The following is an 18,480-nucleotide window of genomic DNA, read 5'->3' on the forward strand; positions in this document are numbered from 1 at the left end:
GGTCACCTCGGTGCCTCGACACGCTCCAGCACGCTCTCTCTCGCCTGGGAGACCCACTGCTCCCCTACGGCAGCCACGCTCTTTCGAGTCCCCGCTATCTTCTTCGCTCTCCTGCAAGAGGGCCGCCGGCCTCTGGGCCCGACATGGCTGTGTCCCCCTGTCGAACGGATGACCTGGGGGGGTGTCACCGGGCCCGGGAGGTACCGCTGGGCTCGCCTCCCCTGCCGTACGTAGCCACGCTGCCTCCGGCCTGCCCGGACGCCCAAGCGCTCGCGTTGGCCTCAACCGCGCACCGGATTGGCTGCACGCCTGGCCGACAAGCTGTAAAGGTTGCGGGGCTTTCTCAGATCGCCGGAGCATTCATCGAGGCACAAGTTGCGGCGGAGATGAGAATGCCGCGGGGCACCCGCGCTGCGGCGGCAAGGGCGCGACCCACCGGGTAGGCGTGGGCGCCTGCTGGGAGATTTCCGCGGCGACCGCTGAGTACCACGTCGATGGAACCCGTGGTGCTGTGCGGTTCCGTGGTTCGGTCCAATCGCCGAAGTGCTTGGCGGGCGACTGCCTCCGCGCTGTCGTACAGGGTGGTTCCGGTGGGCAGGCTCTGCAGAATCGCTGGTGCCACCAGGGGGTAGTGCGTGCATCCCAGCACCACGGAGTCGCAATTCCGGGGGGTCCGCTCGGCCGCGTCGGTGATCGCTTCTGCGGCTGCGGACATGTCTCCGTGGTCGATCGCCTCGGCCAGACCGGGGCATGCGACACGCGCGACAGGCCGACCGTTCGCGAAGTCCGCGATCAGGCGATCCTGGTAGTCACTCGCCGTGGTCCGGACGGTTGCCCACACGGCGATGCCTTGGCCGACCGCTGCGGCCGACTTCACGGCGGGCACGGTTCCGATCACAGGCACACGGGGTTCAAAACTCTCACGCAGAGCGTCGATCGCGGTGACGGTGGCGGTGTTGCAGGGAACCACGATGGCCTCCGCACCTCGCTGGACCGCCAATTGGGCGGCACTGAACAGACGGTCCGTGACGAAGGAGGCAGTTCTCGATCCCCAGGGGGCGCCGTCGGGGTCCAGAAGCAGAAGCAGATCGAGCTCCGGGGCGAGGTGCCGAAGCCATCCTGTGGTGGAAAGGAGGCCGAGCCCTGAGTCGATCAATGCCACCATCATGGAGTCAAGCTACCAGCCGACCACTGGCGCAGATGGCGGTCCGTCACAGGCGGCGGTGGGGGCGGGCCTCCCAGCGGTGAGTGGTCCGCGTTCAGCTCTGCGAAGCGTTCGGCGGAACGTACGCCACGGCGATGCCTGCGACAGTTCGGAGATATCCGCCGCCCCAGCCGGTGTCCGAGTCTCATGCCCGAGGCCCCTCGCCGCTCGCCGCTCGCCGCTCGCCGCCACAACCAATCCGTGATCGGAAGCAGCAAAGCGAGCGCAGTATCAAGGGATGAGACAATCAAAGGGCCGCCGACCACAACCATCGGTTGTACCCATAGGGTTTCGGTATGGACCTCGACACCGTCCGGACCTTCGTCGCCGCCGCCGACGCGGGGCAGTTCCGGGAGGCCGCCGCCGAGCTGGCGGTCACCCAGCAGGCCGTCTCCAAGCGCATCGCCGCGCTGGAGCGCGACCTCGGCGTGCAACTGTTCACCCGCACTCCGCGCGGCGCCCAGCTCACCATCGACGGGCAGGCGTTCCTGCCCCACGCGCGCGAGCTGCTGCGCGTCGGCGAGCGCGCGGTCACGTCCGTGCGCACCGGTCGCCGCCCGCTGCGCGTCGACGTGATCGCCTCGCGCAGCGCGCAGTCGGGCCTGATGCGCGGCTTCCACCGCGCGCACCCCGACATCGAACTCGACGTGCTGATGCTGTTCGACATCGAGGCGGCCGTCGCAGCCATCCGGTCCGGTGCGATCGACGCGTCGTTCCGCGCCGTCGCCGTGCCCGGCCGGCCCCTTCCCGAGGACATCGAGTCCGTCCGGGTGCTCGACGAGCCGCTCCAGCTCCTCACCGGGCCCGCCCATGCGTTGGCGGGCGCCCGGTCGGTGACCGTCGCTCAGCTCGCCGGGCACCGGATCTGGATGCCCGGAATCGTGCCCGGTACCGAGTGGGCCGCCTACTACGACGACCTCGTCGCCGAGTTCGGCCTCACCATCGAGGCGACCGGCCCCAACTTCGGCTCCGACGCGCTCCTCGACACGATCGCCGACACCCCGGCCCTGGCCACCTTCATGGGCGGGCAGTCCCGCCTCATCTGGCCCGCCGACCACGGCCTGCGCCGCATCCCGGTGACCGACCCGATGCCCGTCTACCCGCACTCGCTCCTCTGGCACCGCGACAACCCCCACCCGGCGCTGGCCACCCTCCGCGCCCACCTCGCCGCCACAGCGGCCGGCCACGACGCCGCCGGGACCTGGACGCCGGGCTGGGTGATTCCGCGCTGAACGCCGCCGCGTCTGCGGTCATCGCGGCCGGATCCACGGACAAGGTGCTCGCGGAGGAGGCGGTGGCCGAGCTCGCCGACGTGCGAGTCGCGGACCGGGTCACCACACGTCCGGGGATGCCGCCGTGTGGGCATCCGTACGTTCACGTCCCGAGGACAGCCGACCGACGAGTTCCGCGGACCGGGTCCGGTATCGCGCCACTGATGCCATCTTGATCTCCTCGTAGCCGCGCACTGTGTCGGGCAGTGAGGCGATCTCGACGGCCAAGCCATGGCTGCCCTCGTCGAGGTTCCGGCAGACCTCGGTGATCGTGGCCTCGTACTCGACGACCAGGGCCCGTTCCGTACGCCGCACACGTGCCGCTCCGAAGGGGTCCAGGCGGGTGCCACGGAGCCTGCGCATCGCGGCGAGAGCGTGGAAGGCCGGCTTGAACCAGGGGCCGAGTTCGATCTTGCGAGTCATTCCGAGTGCCCGCAGTACGGGCGGATGCAGACGGTAGGAGATCCGCGCGCCGTCCCCGAAGCGGGCCGTCACCGCCCGCTCGGCCTCGGGGTCGAGGGAGAGCCGGGCCACCTCGTACTCGTCCTTGTACGCCATCAGCTTGTGCAGGTACCTGGCCACGGCCTCGGTGAGTGCGGTCGAGCCGGGGACACGCTCGCCCTCTGCTTGACGTACCTGTTCGACGAAGCGTGCGTACCTCGTGGCGTAGGCAGCGTTCTGGTACGCGATGAGGTCCGGTACCCGGACCGCCAGGAGCCGGGCGAGCTCCGACCCGGGGGCGGCCCCGACCAGTTCGAGGGTGTGCCGGGCCTCGGCGGACAGACCGCGCCCCGGCTTCGGTGCGGCGGCGCGCCCCGCCAGGAGGCCGGCGAAGGCCTCGGGGTCGGCGACGGCCTGGCGGCCGAGACGGAACGCCTTGAGGTTGGCCTCGACCTTCACACCGTTGAGGGTGATCGCCTCCTCGATGGCATGGACCGGCAGCGGCAGCCCACCACTCTGGTAGGCCACGCCCGTGAGCAGGAGATTGGCGAACTGGTCCTCACCCAGCAGGTCATTGGCGAGCCGGCGCGCGTCGAGGAAGATCGCGTCCCTGGACTCCGCCCGGATCCGTTCCTTGAGAGGCTCGGCGGGCGGGAACGACACCTCCGGGTCGATCACCATCCGTCCCGTCGGGACCTCTGCCGTGGAAACGACCGCCACTGTTCGCACCGGGGTGGCCGTCGTCAGTTGTCCGGCTTCGGCGGCGACGAGCAGGTCACAGCCGAGGTAGAGATCGCACTCGTCCAGGGCCGCTCTGCCGGCCTGTTCCGTCGCCTCCTTGGTGATCTTGATGTCGGAGACCACCGCGCCGCCCTTCTGGGCCAGGCCGGTCTGGTCGAGGGCCCGGACGTGCAGGCCTGCGAGTGAGGCCGCGGTGCTGAGGATCTGGGCGAGGGTGACCACGCCGGAGCCTCCGACGCCGGTGATCCGGGTGGTGTGGGATGCCGGTACGACAAGCTCCGGATCGGGCAGGGCAGCGCCGTCCGGCATCGGGACGGGGGTGAAGGCAGGCTTTGTGTCGGCGGGGACGACGGTGAGGAACGCGGGGCAGTCCCCCGCCAGACAGGCATAGTCCTTGTTGCAGGAGGACTGATCGATCCGGGTCTTGCGGCCGAACTCGGTGTCGACGGGCTGTACGGAGAGGCAGTTGGACTGCTGTCCGCAGTCACCGCACCCTTCGCACACCCGCTCGTTGATCATCACGCGTTCGGTGGGTTCGGGCACCAGGCCGCGCTTGCGCTTGCGTCGGAGCTCCGTCGCGCATTCCTGGTCGTGGACGAGCAGGGTGACGCCGGGGGTACGGGCGAGCAGCTCCTGGGCCTCGGGCAGCCGGTCGCGGTGCCAGACGACGACGCCCTTCGGAAGCGTGACCTTCCGGTAGCGCTTGACGTCGTCGGTCGTGACGATGATCCGCTTGACGCCCTCCGCCAGGAGGCCTTGGGCTATCGCGGACACGGGCATGACGCCGACGGGCTGCTGTCCGCCGGTCATGGCCACCGCCGAGTTGTAGAGCAGCTTGTAGGTGACGTTCACCCCGGCCGAGACCGCAGCGCGGATGGCGAGGCTGCCGGAGTGGTGGAAGGTGCCGTCGCCGAGGTTCTGGATCAGGTGGTCGCGTTCGAGGAACGGCTGCATGCCGATCCACTGGGCGCCCTCTCCCCCCATCTGCGTCATGCCGATCACGTCCCCGGCCTGGGCGGGGTCCATGAGCGTGACCATGGCGTGGCAGCCGATCCCGGCCCCGACGGCGGCACCCTCGGGTGCCTTGGTCGAGAGGTTGTGGGGACAGCCGGAACAGAAGTAGGGGGTGCGGGTGAGCAGGGGCAGGAGTGGCAGGGCCCTGCGCCGGGTCGTTGCCCGCGCGGTCTCCAACCAGCTCTGTACGGTGGGGAATTCACCCAGTGCGTTCAGCCGGGGCGCGAGCCGCGCGGCAACGGTGTCGGGATCGAGTTCTCCGTCGAGGGGAAACAGGGCCGAACCGTCGGGTGCGCGCTTGCCGAAGACGGCCGGCCGGTCGCGGCGGCCGTAGAGCAGGTCCTTGAGGGCGGTCTCGATGACAGGCCGCTTCTCCTCCACGACGACGATGTGGCGCAGTCCCCTCGCGAACCGTTCGACGACCGTGGGTTCCAGCGGGTGGATCATGCCGAGGTGCAGCAGGCGCACACCGCACCGCTCCAGTCCGGCGTCGTCGAGTCCGAGAATGCGCAGGGCCTGGCGGAGGTCGAGGAAGGTCTTGCCCGCCGCGACGATGCCGATGCGGTCGTCAGGACCCGTCCTGGCGATTCGGTTGAGGTTGTTCGCGACGGCGTAGCGACGGGCGATCTCCAGGCGGGCGCCGTCCCGGCTGCGTTCCAGATCGCCGAGGACCGGTTGCACCATCCGGCTGCCTACGGTGTGGCGGTACGGCACTCCGTCGACCGCGAGGTCCGGAACGATCGGTGACACCCGTCCGGCGCTCACGTCGACGGTGCCGGAACCGTCCGCGACAGCCGTCACGATCTTCAGCGCCACCCACAGTCCGGATGCCCGGGACATCGCCACACCGTGCAGCCCGAAGTCGAGGGCTTCCTGCGGGTCGGACGGATAGAGCGTGGGCAGGCCCAGGTCGGCGAGGAGCGGTTCGGAGGCGCCGGGGACGGTCGACGACTTGGCGGCGGGATCGTCGCCGACCAGGGCCAGCGCGCCGCCGTCCGGGTGGGTGCCCATCAGGTTGTTGTGCCGGATGGCGTCCGAAGCACGGTCGAGGCCCGGGGACTTGCCGTACCAGATGGCCGTGACGCCGTCGACGCGCTTGTCCGGCTGCGCCGAGGCGAGTTGGGTGCCCTGGACGGCCGTCGCCGCGAGTTCCTCGTTGACGCCGGGGCGGAAGACGATGTCGTACTCGTCGAGAAGGGAGCCGCAGCGCGCGAGTTCCATGTCGTATCCCGCGAGCGGCGAACCCTCGTATCCGGAGACGAATCCCGCGGTGTCGCGGCCCTCGCGACGGTCGGCGCGACGGATGTCGAGCGGCAGGCGGGCGAGGGCCTGGATGCCGGTGAGGTGAAGGGTGCCTTCTTCGCGTACGTATCGATCCTGGAGCGTGGGGCGGGAGCCGGTTGCTTTCTGGGGGTTCACCACTGCGTTCCTCCGGGTGGGCATCTGTGGTCGTCGGGGCGGACGAGGAGTCGGCCTTCCGGGTGTTCCGGGCGGGAACGCCGGAACGTCGGAACGCCGCGGTGGAGAGGACGCCGAGCGGGGGGCCGGCGGACGGGCCGTGCCGCCGAGCGGGGGCCCGTCGGCGGACGGGCCGTGCCGCCGAACGGGACAGGAGGCCGGGACAAGGGCGGCCGGGAGCAAGGGCCGGGAGGGCGCCGGGCATGCGGCCCGGCGCCCCTCACCCGCCCCGCGCCGGGCTAGGGCCTGTCGGCGGCGTCGACCAGGGCGGCAAGTGCGGAGGCAGGGGATGATCCCTCGGCGCTGTGCCAAGCGATGTGGCCGTCCGGCCGGACGAGAAGGGCACCGTCCTCACCGATCCCGAGCAGCTCGGGGCAGTGGCCGTCCGGGCTGGTGACGTCCCGGCCGATCACGACAGTCCGCTTCGCCACGCCCTCCCCGGTCTCCGCGAAGGCATCGGCCCAGTCGGCTCCCCCGGGTGCCGTGATGAGGGTGAAGCCCGGGATGAGGAGATCGTGTGTGGACACCCGTTCCCCGTCACGTTCGATCCAGGCGTGCGGAAGTCGTGCTCCGGGGACGGCGGTCGGTGCGTGGTCGGTGGCCGAGAGCGGGGCGTCGTCGGCGTGCCGGGCCGCTCCGTAGATGTATCCGATCTCTTGGTTGAGCGCGTCGAAGTGCGGGCGCTGCGAAGGAATGGCCTGCGCGATCCGTCGGCGTTCCGCCTCGGCGACTGCCGGGTCGGCGCTTTCGAGGCGGGCGGCGATCCTGGTCGTCTCGGGCCCTATCCCGACCTCGGCCATCTTGATGGCGTTGAGCATGCTGTGGTGGGCGTTGTCGACGGCGACGGGACGGCGTTCACGCTCGTAACTGTCGAGCAGGGCGTCGGAAGCACCGTCCCGCAGCACGGCGGCGAGTTTCCAGCCCAGGTTGTCCGCGTCGGCGAGGCCGCTGTTCATCCCCAGGCCGCCGGTCGGCGGGAACTGGTGCGCCGCGTCGCCCACGAGGAACACACGGCCGCTGCGGTACGTCTCGGCGGTCCGGGCCGTCATGGTCCACGGCCCCACGGAGCGGATGTCCAGGTCGAGTTCGGTGGTTCCGACGGCTTCCCGGATGATCCGGGCGCACCGTTCGGGCGGGTAGTCCTGCGGTGATTCGACAGCCGGGTCGAAGCTCCGCTGGAAGGTCCACCGGCGAACACCGTCCATCCCGATGAGGAGCCCCGGGGAGGCACTGTTGATCAGCCAGACCAGCAGGGCGGGGTCCTCCCTCGTCCACGGGGACAGATCGCCGTGGAAGTAGATGTTCAGCTGGTGGCCGAGAACCGCGGAGCCGTCCATCGCGATGCCGAGCGTGTCGCGAAGGCCACCGGTCGCCCCGTCCGCCGCCACGGCGTAACGAGTGCGCAGGATCCGCCGCTCGCCCGCGCCTTCCACGGTGACGTCGACGTGATCGCCGTGGTCCGTCACCTCCACGACGGTGGTGCTGTAGTGCACGGTGGCCATGCCCTGCGTGAGGACCGCGTCGAGGAGGTGTTGCTGCACACGGTCCTGGGCGCAGGAGATGAGCTGCTCGGCGGAGGCGTGGATCCGGCGCAGGAGTTGGTCCTCCGGGCCTTCGAGGAGGTCGATCCGGCCCAGTGGTTCCCCGGCGAGGGTCTGTTTCCAGAGGATGGTGCCGGCCGATACCGGGTCGACCGCGTCCGCACGGACAGCGTCGGCGATGCCCCAGGTGCGGAACAGTTCCATGGACCGGGTGTTGACGACATGGGCCCTGGGGTGCGGATTGATCCCGTCGTACTGTTCGAAGACCACGCTGCGGACGCCGTGCCGGCCCAGGACGAGCGCGGTGGCCAGCCCCACGGGGCCGGCTCCGACGATGACGACCGGGGTGTCGATGCCGGTCATGCGCGCCTGACCAGTTCGGCGAAGGACTCACCCGAGTTGAAGCGGCGCACCAGGTCGTCGGGGTCGAACGCGACGCCGATCGGATTGGCTTCGAAGGCCCCGGACCGGAACCACTCGTCGAGGGCTTCCTCGGTGGCGAAGTTGTCGATCTGGAGCTCGATGTGATTGCCGTCGGGGTCCTCGTAGTACATCGAGGTGGTCGGACCGTGGTTGATGCACCAGAAGGGGAGGATGCCGTCCCCCTTCAGCCGCTGGTACGTGCCGAGCAGATCGCCGATCGCGGCGTAGGTGAATGCCGCGTGGTGCAGACCCGTGTGTGCATCCGTCGGGCGTTCGGACGCTCCGGTGGCGACCAGCGCGACACGGTGGTGCTCGTCGTCGTAGGTAAGGAAGGCAAGGGCGTCGTTGGCAAAGGTGACGCGGCCTTCGAGGACGCGTATGTACCAGTCGGTCATGGGCGACAGGCAGCCGGTGCGCAGAACGATGTGGGCGAGTTTGTGCGGAGAAGCCATGGGGCGACGACCTCCTCGTCGAGGGCATGGCAACCCTCTTGGCTGCCATACAAGAGAACAGTAGGCAGGCTCTTGTATGGCAGTCAAGAGATCGCGTCAGCGCGCCGCCGCGACGGCCACCAGCGCCTCCATGAGGAGATCGACGAACGCCTCGGTCGACCGGTCCAGCTCCCGGGCACTGACCAGCAGACCCTCGAACAGCACATGGGCCATGTCCGCCACGGGCGCGATGTCGGCCCCCTCGGGCAGCCGGCCCGCAACAGCGGTGAGAAGGCGACCCTCCAGCCACTCCCGCATGCGGGAGTAGACGTCGGCGAGTGCCGGCGACTCGTCCATGCGGTCGTACGCTTCCCGGTGCAGCCCGCGATACGACTCCAGGTCGGTAAGAAACGTCACCAGCTGCCGCCGCGGATCACCCCCGATCACGGGGTCCGCCTCGACGCGCTCCCGCTCACGCAGGAAGAGGCGGTCCAGCGCGGCGGCGAACAGGTCGTCCTTGGTCGGGAAGTACCAGCGCACAGCGTTGGCCGCGACGCCGGCCGCCTTGCCGACCTCGGCCAGGCTGGTCCCCTTGTATCCCTTGACGGCGAAGAGCTCCCAGGCACTGTCGACCAGGACGGCCTGGCGCTCGGCTTTCGGGATCTGTTGACGGTTCCGTGGCATAGCAGCCCACCCTAAGGGCTGCCCCGTAATCCCTGGCGGGTCGGCGTGTGGCATCGGATGCGGTGCATCGCAAGGCGGAGGGACGTCCGAATACTGGGTGCATTCGGGCGTTCCGACAACGCGGCGAGGTGCTGTAGCTGTCGTCGCACGCCCGCCAGGGATTACAGGAAGGCCTTGGGCGGCGCAGCCCCGCCCCCCCTCCACCGCGTTCGAGAACAGCGACTCGGCAACCGATGAACTCTTGACTCCGAAACAAGAAAGCTCTTGACTTCGAAACAAGAGAATGTGTCGCCAACATGTGGGAGTCCGTGATGCGCCTGTACAGCACAGCCCTGGGCATCGCCAGGGAGGAGAGCCCCGGCGAGCTCTCCCTACTCGACCTCCCCTTCCCCGACCTGGGCGCCCTCCTGCGTGGACCGGGTGTCGACGCCGCACGCGCGGCGCCGGTCGTCCGGCGGGCCGCCCTCGACGAGGTCCAGGTGCACGCCCCCGTCCCCCGGCCCGGGAAGATCCTGATCGTCGGCCTCAACTACCCCAGCCATGCGGAGGAGGCCATGGAGATGTTCGCTGCGATGGGGCGGTCCGACATCGCCCTGCCCGCGGAGCCGAATTTCCAGCTGGTCGCCGGATCCGCGGTCACCGCACCGGGCGACGACATCCGCCTGCCGGCCGGCGCGGCCGACCAGGTCGACTACGAGGGCGAGGTGGCCGTCGTGATCGGCCGGCCCGCGAGCGCCGTCTCCGCCGCCGAGGCCGCGAGCCACCTCGCCGGCCTGACCATCGCCAACGACGTCTCCGCGCGTGACATTCAGCAGCGCGCGATGTCGGGCGATCCGACCGCGTCCATCGGCGTGGCCAAGAGCTTCGACACCTTCAAACCGCTCGGCCCCTGTCTGGTCACCCCGGACGAGTTCACCGCCCCGCTCGACCTGCGGCTGCGCACCCGGGTCAACGGCGAGGTACGCCAGGACGACCGCACCAGCAGCTTCGTCCACGGCGTGGCCGAGCTGGTCTCCTACCTCTCGCACTATCAGACCCTCGAACCCGGAGACGTGATCCTCACCGGAACACCGCGCGGAGCCGGCGTATTCTCCGGTCGCCATCTGCGCCCAGGCGATGTCGTCGAGGTCGAGGTCGAGCACATCGGCACGCTCCGCAACCGCGTGAGCGCCGCCCCCGAGGGATACCGCCGAGGCAGGTCGGGGACTTCCGCCCGGCCTGCTTCATCAGCAACGGAAAACACGGCAAACGCGGTCTGACGCGGCCTGACGCGGCACCAGGGTCTTTCGTGTGGATCATGCCGGACCCCCGCGAGCCCGGCATGATCCACACGAGAGGATCCACGTGGGGCCGAGGCCGTCAGCGAAGTGCGGCAGAACCATGTCGACCAGTGCGTCGGCATCGACCGTCGGCTCGCCGGTCCTGCCCATGCGATCGATACCTCAGGCAGCGAAATCATGTCGCAAGGAGCGAACATGAGCGAGGCCACCGTTGGACAGCGGCCGCCGGAGCCGAACTGGTTGGCGATGACGACCCAGGACCTGGTCGCCAACCGCGGCGCGGAGAACCGCTTTTGGGTATCCAGTGCGGCGCGGAGAACCGCTTCCGGGCGTCCAGTGCGGCGCGACGCCCCGCCGGTACGGGCCATCCCCCTGCCCGCCGTCCGCGAACGCCGCTCCCCGCACACCGCGGCACGGCACCGTGCGTCGAACCGGACCGACCGGGTGCGAACTCCCTGAGCGTGCCTTGCCGTTCGGGCTCGGCCGGTCGGAGTCCGACACCCTCCGGCCTTGACGGCTAACACTGTTAGCCCTAACGTGACACCACGCGGCTAACACCGTTAGCCATTGTCGGTCAGTGGCAACGCGAGAGGGCCGCAGTGAACACCGCCCCAGTCAGCAGCACCCCGTGCGGCAGTGTCCCGACCCGGCCCCTCCGGGATAGGTGGGAGGCACCAGCGCTCCCGCCCGCTGTTCGGATGCCGGTTTCCGGATCCGGACGGCCCACCGGCATCCCGGTCGCGCGGGCGGCCCGCCGTGGCTGACCGCGTGCAGCAGATCATGGCCGCCGCCCGGGAACTGCTCGACGCCGAGGGGCCGGATGCGTTGTCGATGCGGCGCATCGCCGAGCGTGTCGGCATCCGGGCGCCTTCCTTGTACAAGCACTTTCCCGACAAGGCAGCTGTCGAGGCCGGGCTCCAGACCCAGGGGATGATCCAGTTGGCGGAGGACCTGGAGGCCGCCGCGGCCGAGATCGGCGTCGAACCGCCCCTGTGTGTGCTCGCCCGCGCCTACCGGCGGCACGCTCTCGCCAGCCCGCACCTCTACCGCATCACCCATAATCGTCCGCTCGCCCGCACCTCGCTCCCCGAGGGACTCGAAGATCGCGCGGCGATGCCGCTGGCCCACGCGGTGCACGGCGACCTTGACGTCGCGCGCTCGTTCTGGGCATTCGCGCACGGGATGGTCGTGCTCGAACTCGACGGCCGCTTCCCGGCCGGCGCGGACCTGGAATCCGCTTGGCGCACCGGCTGCGAGGCGTTCGCCCAGGCAATCCGGACCAAGACCGGGGGAGACAACGCGTGACCGCCATCGCCAAGGAACCCGTCACCGGCGCCTCCGCCCGCGCCGCCGGGTACACGCACGCCGTGGCATGGGTTCTCGGCCTCGCCGCCGCATGGGGAGCCACACCCGAAGTCGGTGACACACCTGCCGAAATCACGACCGCCTACGCCGACCGGCCGGTCCAGGCGGTCGCCCAGGCACTGCTCGTTCACGGTGTGGCGGCTGTCTGCCTGGTGGTCGTCGGATCCGGACTCCTCGACCGGGCCCGCCGTACCGGCAGCACTGCGGCTCGCTCGGCCGGATGGGCGGGGAGAGTCGCGGGGATGCTCGCCTGCGTGCAACTCGTCCTGGAACTGGTCGCAGTACGTGGAGCTGATCCAGCGTCACCGGGCAGGACCGGCTCACTGTTCGAGGCGGTCCAGCGTGCGGACGGTGTCAAGATGTTCGCGCTCGCCGTGCTCGCCGCGGCTGCCTGTGCGGCTTCCCGGCACGGCACACTGCTGCGGCGTCGGGAGGCCGTCATCGGCTGGGTCCTCGCCGCCACGATCACCGTGTCCGGCATCGGTTACCTGCTTCTGTCCACCGCCTTGACCCCTGCGGCATTCATTTCACTGCCCTTGTTGCTGATCTGGATCGCCGTACTCGGCGCAGCCCTCAGGCGCCGCGCCTGAGCCCGGACTTCCGGGACCCGGACCGGCCGGGCACCGGCACCTCATCGGCAACTCGCCAGGAAGCGGCCCGAGTCACGGGTGGGGCCCGCCGCGCAGTGTGCCATCACCAGCCGGGCTTCTGATCGACTGAGACTTCTACGGAGTGACCATGGATCTCGCCTACCTTCCCAGTCCTTCGACCGGGGTCCTTCACCTCGGCCCCGTGCCATTGAGGGCGTACGCCTTCTGCATCATCCTGGGCGTGTTCGTGGCTGTCTGGCTCGGCAACCGACGCTGGGTCGAGAGGGGCGGGGATCAGGGCGTCATCGCGGACGTCACCATCTGGGCAGTGCCATTCGGCCTCGTCGGTGGACGGCTGTACCACGTGATCACCAGCCCCGACGCGTACTTCGGCGAACACGGCGAGCCGATCCGGGCCCTGTACGTGTGGGAGGGCGGGCTCGGCATCTGGGGCGCCATCGCCCTGGGCGGGGTCGGCGCGTGGATCGGCTGCCGTCGCCGCCGCATCCCCTTCCCCGCCTACGCGGACGCGGTCGCCCCCGGCATAGCCCTGGCCCAGGCGATCGGTCGCTGGGGCAACTGGTTCAACCAGGAACTCTACGGCCGCCCCACCACGCTCCCCTGGGGCCTGGAGATCGACCGCGCGCACCGTCCGTCCGGCATGCCCGACATCGCGACGTACCACCCCACCTTCCTCTACGAGTCCCTCTGGGACATCGGCGTCGCCGCACTGGTTCTCTGGGCGGCCCGCCGGTTCGCGCTCGGTCACGGCAGGACCCTCTGCCTGTACGTCGCCGCCTACACGGCCGGCCGGTTCTGGACCGAGTACCTGCGCATCGACGAGTCCCACACGTTCCTCGGCCTGCGCCTGAACAACTGGACCTCTGTCGTGGTCTTCCTCGGCGCCATCGCCTGCCTTGTCGTGTCGGCCCGCCGCCACCCGGGCATCGACGACGTGTCGCAACCAGAGAACGAGGGCGGCAACGAGAGGGCCGGCGAGCCGCGCCTGGACGTCGCCGTCAAGTCAGGGGGCAGCGACGCACGATGACACGAGAGACAGCCGGCGGCGCGAAGTGGTTCTCTCCGGGGTCATGGTGTGTCGCGACATGCGAGAGCATGCCGGATCGCCGCGAGGGTTTCCTCGTCAGTGGCATGGAGCTGCCTGGCGGCGGCAGCGTATCCGCTTGCGTGTTCCGCGAGCTTCGCTGTGCGGTCGGTCGTGGCCGCAGGGGCGATGACCTGGGTTCCAGAACCTCGGCGGCTCTTCACCAGGCCCGCGGTCTCCAGTTCGCGGTAGGCCCGTACAACGGTGTTGTTGGCCAGCCCGAGGTCGGAGGCAAGCTGGCGTACGGACGGCAGCCTGTCCCCCTGGGTCAGTCGGCCGATGGAGATCAAATCGGCCAGTTGTGAACGGAGTTGCTCGTACGGCGGGACGGGGAAGCGTGGTTGACGCTGATGCTGATGCCATGGGTTGTCATGGTCGAGCCTTGATGTAGGCCCGCGGCAGCAACAGGACACCCAGACAGTGACACGCGGTCAGTGCGGAGATGAGGGCCGTGACGGCCAGTTCCCACAAGGCCACGTCCTTCATCCCGCCCGCGCAGGACAAGCTCAGCACCACAACGCCCATCGTCAAGGAGACAGCGAACAGTGGGGCGGTCACCAGCACTCCCCATGCGCCGACCGTCGCCCGGACTCTCGTACGGCGTTGATCGTCGCTCCCGTACCACGCGGTGACACGGCGCAGGAGCAATGCGCAGGCAACGGTTCCTGGGGCGAGACCGCCGAGGACCGGCCAGGCGTAGTAGGGGCCGGCCATGGGCGAGAGCAACTGGGCGCCCTCCGAGTACGCGAGGGACAGAGCACCTCCTGACCGGCCGTCGGCGTTCGCCGAGCCCGTTGTGGCGGCGGCGACGATCAGGTCCACCCATCCGGCTCTCCGGCGCAGGCGCTCCTGGCCTGCGTCGTGCTCTACACCGCCCGTCTCCGCACCGTCTTCGCGGTGACCCCGATCCCGGCCGGCACGGCGGCCAGCAGGGTGCCGATGACGGCGGTGGTGATGGCACCGCTGTTCAGGTGCAGGCTCACATCGGACGAGGTGGACTGCGAGAGACCGGAGGCCAAGCCCGCCGGCGGCGGCAGCGTCACCACGACACCGAGCGCGGCGCCGATCGCGACGACCAGGGCGGACTCGCCGGCCGCGACGAGGAGGGGCCCGGTTCGACGATCTGGGTTTCGCGTCGGCCATGGCCTGGACGGCCCCGCCGAGCGGGGGTGAACCGCGGTGACCGGACTGTTCACGTCGCCGGGCCGTCAGCGCGTCGGGATGCCGGGGACCCCGGCCGCACGATCAACGGCGCGCACCGATCCCGAGGCCGTGGTTGCGTGCGACGGCGCCGTCGCGCTTGAGGGTGCGGATGATCGGGGCGGTCTCGACCGTGTCGACGCCCAGGAGAGCACCGATGCGGTCGGAGAGGTACGCGTAGAGGGACTCGTCGTCGGAGCAGAGGACGTTGGCCAGGAGGTTGGTCCGCCCCGTGGTGGCGGCGGCGTACGCCACTTCGGGGTGGCCCGCCAGCGCGGCGCCGGCGGCGGCGAGCTGCGAGGGCTGCACCGACATCCAGATGGCGGTGCCGGACGGGTTGCCCAGCAGACGCTCGTCCATGTCCAGCACGAAGAAGAGTGCTCCGGCCGTGCGCAGGTGCGCGATGCGGCGGCGCACCGTCGACTCGTGGCAGCGGGCCTCGACGGCCAGCGCGGCGTGCGGCGCGCGGCCGTCGCGCTTCAACGCGGCGAGCAGGACGTGGTCGAGATCGGTGAGTTCCACCGGCGCCGCCTGGGCGCGAGGGGGCGGGTACGAAGGCGCGAGTGCGTCCATCTGTTCCCGGCTCAGCGCGGAAGTGGGACCGTCCCAGGTGGTCGGGCCGCCCTTGAACAGCCTCAGCATGCGGTGCGCGGTGATCGAGGTGACCCGGCGGCTCGAAGGGAGCCGGTCCATCAGCAGCGCGTCCCGGTCGCTGTCACTGTGCACTGCGAGGTGGCAGATGATCTCGGTTCCGCCGGAGGCGAGCTGTACCCATCGCGTGTCCTCGCGCTCGGCCAGTGCCTGGGCCAGGCCGAGCGAGGCGCTGGGGACGCACTGCAGCCGAAGTGCCCACACGGTCTGCCCGACGGGGCGGGGATTGAGCCGGCCCACGACTCGGAGCCCGGCCGTCTCGCGCAGCCGGGCGTAGCGGCGGGCGGCCATCTGGTCGGAGATGCCCAGCACTGAGGCAATCCGGCGCAGTGGTGCGCGGCCATCAATCTGTAGTGCATGAATGAGCTGGAGATCGATGTATTCCACGCATCCAGACTCTCACTCGCGCAATATCCGGCATCCGCGTCCGGGCTCGTTGCACCCGGTCCGGGCCGGTCCGGATCCTGGCGATGCAGGCCCGCGCGGTGACTGTCCTCGCGAAGCTGCTCCCCCCTGTGGGCAACTGCTCCATGCGCAGCCGCCGCCGTCACGCAAGAGAAGTCACGCAAGAGAAGAGGAGGACGGGAGACACGGGTGCACCGCCCGGCTCCCCGACGACACATGAACGCATTCCGTGACCTTCGGCACTACATCGACCACATGACTCGGACGCTCGGGAAGGACGAGGTCCTCCGGATCGACGGCGCGGACCGGGACCTGGACATCGGCGGTATCACCGAACTGATGGCGGAGAAGGAAGGCCCCGCGCTGATGTTCGACAACATCCCCGGCTACCCGGCGGGGCACCGTGTGTTCACCAACTTCATGGGGACCGCTGCCCGGACCGCAGTGGCGCTCGGGCTGCCCCACGACACCCCGAAGCTCGACATCGTGCGGGCCTGGAAGGACCTGAGCAAGCAGCTCGAACCCATCCCTCCGGTGGAGGTGGCCACGGGCCCGGTCCTGGAGAACGTCCTGGTCGGCGACGACGTGGATCTCGGCATCTTCCCCACGCCGCAGTGGCACGACGGGGACGGCGGCCGCTACATCGGCACCGCCTGCATGGTCATCACCCGCGACCCCGACAGCGGCTGGGTCAACGTCGGCACCTACCGGGCCTGTGTCCAGGGCCGGGACCGGCTCTCGTTGTGGATGCTCGGCAACCGGCACGCCAAGGCGATTGCCGAGAAGTACTGGAAGCGCGGCCGGACCTGCCCGATCGCGGTGGTGGTGGGCCAGGACCCGATCCTGTCGACAGCCGCGGCGATCGCCGCACCGTCCGGGATGTCGGAGTACGACCTGGCGGGCGGACTCCGCGGGCAGGGTGTCGAGGTCCTGTACGCACCGGGCAGCGACCTTCCGGTCCCGGCGTACGCGGAGATCGTGATCCAGGGCGAACTGCCGCCGGTCGAGGAGGAGTCCGTGCTGGAGGGACCCTTCGGGGAGTGGACCGGCTACTACACGCACTCGGGCCAGGAGACCGTGGTCCGGGTCGACCGGATCATGCACCGGAACGACCCGATCATCCTGGGCGCCCCGCCGATGCTCCCGACCGTCCCGGCCGGTGACCAGGCCGTCCCGCTGTACTCGGCATCGGTGACCTGGGACCATCTGGAGGCCTCCGGCGTCCAGAACATCAAGGGCGTGTGGGCGTATGCCCGCCAGCTCATGATGGTCGTCTCCATCGAGCAGACCGGTGCGGGCGACGCCATGCACGCACTGCTCGCGGCGGCCGGGCGCAAGCGCACCGGCGGCATGGAGCGGTACTTCGTCGTGGTCGACGAGGACATCGACATCACCGACGTCAACCACGTCCTGTGGGCGATGTTCACCCGGGTCGACCCGTCCGAGTCCATTCAGGTGCTGCGCGCGCCCACCACCGCCATCGACCCGCGGCTGTCGCCCGACAAGCGCGCCGCCGGCGACCTGTCGATGGGCATCGTGCTGATCGACGCGTGCAAGCCGTTCGCATGGAAGGACCAGTACCCGGCAGCCAACCGCGTCGACGAGACGACCCGCGACGAGCTGCGTGAGCGCTGGGCGGGCGTCCTGTCGATGTAGCCCGGCACCGCAAGGGAGGGGGCGGCGCGCCCCCTCCCCGTGCCAGTCCGTCCTCTTCCGCCGCAACAGGAGCCCGCCGTGACAACCGCTTCCCCCACCCGCCTCATCGTCGGAGTCACCGGCGCCACCGGGGCCCCGCTCGCCGTCCGCCTGCTGGAGATCCTGCGGGAGGTGCCGCAGGTGGAGACCCATCTGGTGCTGAGCACCTGGGCCCGCTCCACCATCGAGGTGGAGACGCCCTGCACCAGCAGGCACTGCGCCGAACTCGCCGACGTGACACACAAGTTCGGTGATCTGGGCGCCACGATCTCCTCCGGCTCCTTTCCGGTCACGGGCATGGTCATCGTCCCGTGCAGCATGAAGACGCTTGCGGCGGTACGGCATGGCCTGGCCGACAACCTGATCGCCCGCGCAGCCGACGTCACGCTCAAGGAACGCCGCCCGCTGGTCCTCGTCCCCCGGGAAACACCGCTCAACGAGATCCATCTGGAGAACATGCTCGCCCTCTGCCGTATGGGAGTCCGCATCGTCCCCCCGATGCCGGCCTTCTACGACATCCCGAACGGCATCAGCGACCTCGTGGACCACATCGTCATGCGGATCCTCGACCAGTTCGATCTCCCCGTGGGCACCGCGGACATCGCGGCGCGGTGGCAGGGCCTGGCCCATACGCGCAGTCGCGGACTCATGTCAGGAGTGGACCGGCCGCAGCAGCTCAGCCCAGGAGACGGCGAACGCCGGTAGCCCGATGGGCGGGGCTCGGACCGCCCTTGGGCTCTGGCACGGAACGAAGTCTTGCGCTCCGGATGCACACGGAGTTCATGTTCGCGGCCGATCTCCGGCCGCTCTTCACTCCACCGTCCACGGAAGATCATTTCACTTCCCACCAGATCGCTTTTCAGCCGTTCGACACCGGCCTGGAACGCCGTTGACGGAGGTTTCGGCGGCGTGGATGATCCGTTGGAGCCGCGTCGGAGCTCGTGACGCGCGCCCGGCCGGCCGCGAGACCCGACAGGAGTC

17 protein-coding genes are annotated in these 18,480 nt (G+C 69.8%); 8 read left to right on the forward strand and 9 right to left on the reverse strand.

The window, feature by feature from the left end; all coding sequences use genetic code 11:
* Positions 1 to 343: 343 nt before the first annotated feature.
* Positions 344 to 1,168 carry an aspartate/glutamate racemase family protein gene (locus OG520_RS41430; RefSeq protein ID WP_331748271.1) on the reverse strand — a complete coding sequence of 275 codons (825 nt, stop codon included), beginning with the start codon at positions 1,166 to 1,168 and terminating at the stop codon, positions 344 to 346.
* 332 nt (positions 1,169 to 1,500) lie between these two features.
* Between OG520_RS41430 and OG520_RS41435 the strand changes: the two genes are divergently transcribed.
* Positions 1,501 to 2,436, forward strand: a complete 936-nt coding sequence (locus OG520_RS41435) for a LysR family transcriptional regulator (protein ID WP_331748274.1) — start codon at positions 1,501 to 1,503, stop codon at positions 2,434 to 2,436.
* 99 nt (positions 2,437 to 2,535) lie between these two features.
* Here the strand turns inward: OG520_RS41435 and OG520_RS41440 are convergent, their stop codons facing one another.
* The 4 genes from OG520_RS41440 to OG520_RS41455 form a co-directional block, all read right to left on the reverse strand.
* Positions 2,536 to 6,114: an indolepyruvate ferredoxin oxidoreductase family protein gene (locus OG520_RS41440; protein WP_331748277.1), complete on the reverse strand. Its 3,579-nt coding sequence runs from the start codon at positions 6,112 to 6,114 to the stop codon at positions 2,536 to 2,538.
* A 254-nt stretch (positions 6,115 to 6,368) separates the two neighbouring features.
* Complete coding sequence (locus OG520_RS41445) at positions 6,369 to 8,033, reverse strand: FAD-dependent monooxygenase (protein WP_331748280.1); 1,665 nt, start codon at positions 8,031 to 8,033, stop codon at positions 6,369 to 6,371.
* A complete protein-coding gene (locus OG520_RS41450; RefSeq protein ID WP_331748283.1) occupies positions 8,030 to 8,545 on the reverse strand; it encodes a VOC family protein in 516 nt (171 codons plus the stop codon). The genes OG520_RS41445 and OG520_RS41450 overlap by 4 nt, the downstream gene beginning before the upstream one ends.
* Before the next feature lie 96 nt (positions 8,546 to 8,641).
* A complete protein-coding gene (locus OG520_RS41455) occupies positions 8,642 to 9,208 on the reverse strand; it encodes a TetR/AcrR family transcriptional regulator (protein ID WP_331748286.1) in 567 nt (188 codons plus the stop codon).
* Positions 9,209 to 9,519: 311 nt separating this feature from the next.
* Here OG520_RS41455 and OG520_RS41460 point away from each other — a divergent pair, with 311 nt between their 5' ends.
* The 5 genes from OG520_RS41460 (at position 9,520) to lgt (ending at position 13,491) form a co-directional block, all read left to right on the forward strand.
* The gene (locus tag OG520_RS41460; protein WP_406016739.1) at positions 9,520 to 10,467 is read left to right on the forward strand and encodes a fumarylacetoacetate hydrolase family protein; all 948 of its coding nucleotides are present in this window, start codon (positions 9,520 to 9,522) and stop codon (positions 10,465 to 10,467) included.
* Positions 10,468 to 10,683: 216 nt separating this feature from the next.
* Positions 10,684 to 10,947, forward strand: coding sequence for a hypothetical protein (locus OG520_RS41465; RefSeq protein ID WP_331748293.1), 264 nt, complete (start codon positions 10,684 to 10,686; stop codon positions 10,945 to 10,947).
* Between the two features lie 321 nt (positions 10,948 to 11,268).
* Positions 11,269 to 11,793: a TetR/AcrR family transcriptional regulator gene (locus OG520_RS41470; RefSeq protein WP_331749537.1), complete on the forward strand. Its 525-nt coding sequence runs from the start codon at positions 11,269 to 11,271 to the stop codon at positions 11,791 to 11,793.
* Positions 11,790 to 12,443 (forward strand): hypothetical protein, encoded by a 654-nt coding sequence (locus OG520_RS41475; protein WP_331748296.1) that lies wholly within the window; start codon positions 11,790 to 11,792, stop codon positions 12,441 to 12,443. Before OG520_RS41470 ends, OG520_RS41475 begins: the two co-directional genes overlap by 4 nt.
* 148 nt (positions 12,444 to 12,591) lie before the next feature.
* The gene (gene lgt / locus OG520_RS41480; protein WP_331748299.1) at positions 12,592 to 13,491 is read left to right on the forward strand and encodes a prolipoprotein diacylglyceryl transferase; all 900 of its coding nucleotides are present in this window, start codon (positions 12,592 to 12,594) and stop codon (positions 13,489 to 13,491) included.
* 41 nt (positions 13,492 to 13,532) lie between these two features.
* On the opposite strand, the gene OG520_RS41485 is transcribed toward lgt, so the two are convergent.
* From OG520_RS41485 to OG520_RS41500, 4 genes are all read right to left on the reverse strand, one after another.
* Positions 13,533 to 13,838: a GntR family transcriptional regulator gene (locus OG520_RS41485; RefSeq protein WP_331748302.1), complete on the reverse strand. Its 306-nt coding sequence runs from the start codon at positions 13,836 to 13,838 to the stop codon at positions 13,533 to 13,535.
* Between the two features lie 79 nt (positions 13,839 to 13,917).
* Positions 13,918 to 14,370, reverse strand: a complete 453-nt coding sequence (locus OG520_RS41490) for a hypothetical protein (RefSeq protein WP_331748305.1) — start codon at positions 14,368 to 14,370, stop codon at positions 13,918 to 13,920.
* 44 nt (positions 14,371 to 14,414) lie between these two features.
* Positions 14,415 to 14,744, reverse strand: coding sequence for a hypothetical protein (locus OG520_RS41495; RefSeq protein ID WP_331748308.1), 330 nt, complete (start codon positions 14,742 to 14,744; stop codon positions 14,415 to 14,417).
* Positions 14,745 to 14,793: 49 nt separating this feature from the next.
* Positions 14,794 to 15,786 (reverse strand): Lrp/AsnC family transcriptional regulator, encoded by a 993-nt coding sequence (locus tag OG520_RS41500; RefSeq protein WP_331748311.1) that lies wholly within the window; start codon positions 15,784 to 15,786, stop codon positions 14,794 to 14,796.
* Between the two features lie 234 nt (positions 15,787 to 16,020).
* Between OG520_RS41500 and OG520_RS41505 the strand changes: the two genes are divergently transcribed.
* Positions 16,021 to 17,460: a UbiD family decarboxylase gene (locus OG520_RS41505; protein ID WP_331748314.1), complete on the forward strand. Its 1,440-nt coding sequence runs from the start codon at positions 16,021 to 16,023 to the stop codon at positions 17,458 to 17,460.
* 78 nt (positions 17,461 to 17,538) lie between these two features.
* Positions 17,539 to 18,204 (forward strand): UbiX family flavin prenyltransferase, encoded by a 666-nt coding sequence (locus OG520_RS41510; protein WP_331748316.1) that lies wholly within the window; start codon positions 17,539 to 17,541, stop codon positions 18,202 to 18,204.
* The last annotated feature ends 276 nt before the right edge of the window (positions 18,205 to 18,480 follow it).

The organism is Streptomyces sp. NBC_00984 (assembly GCF_045162475.1).
In the GTDB taxonomy this organism is placed as follows: domain Bacteria; phylum Actinomycetota; class Actinomycetes; order Streptomycetales; family Streptomycetaceae; genus Streptomyces.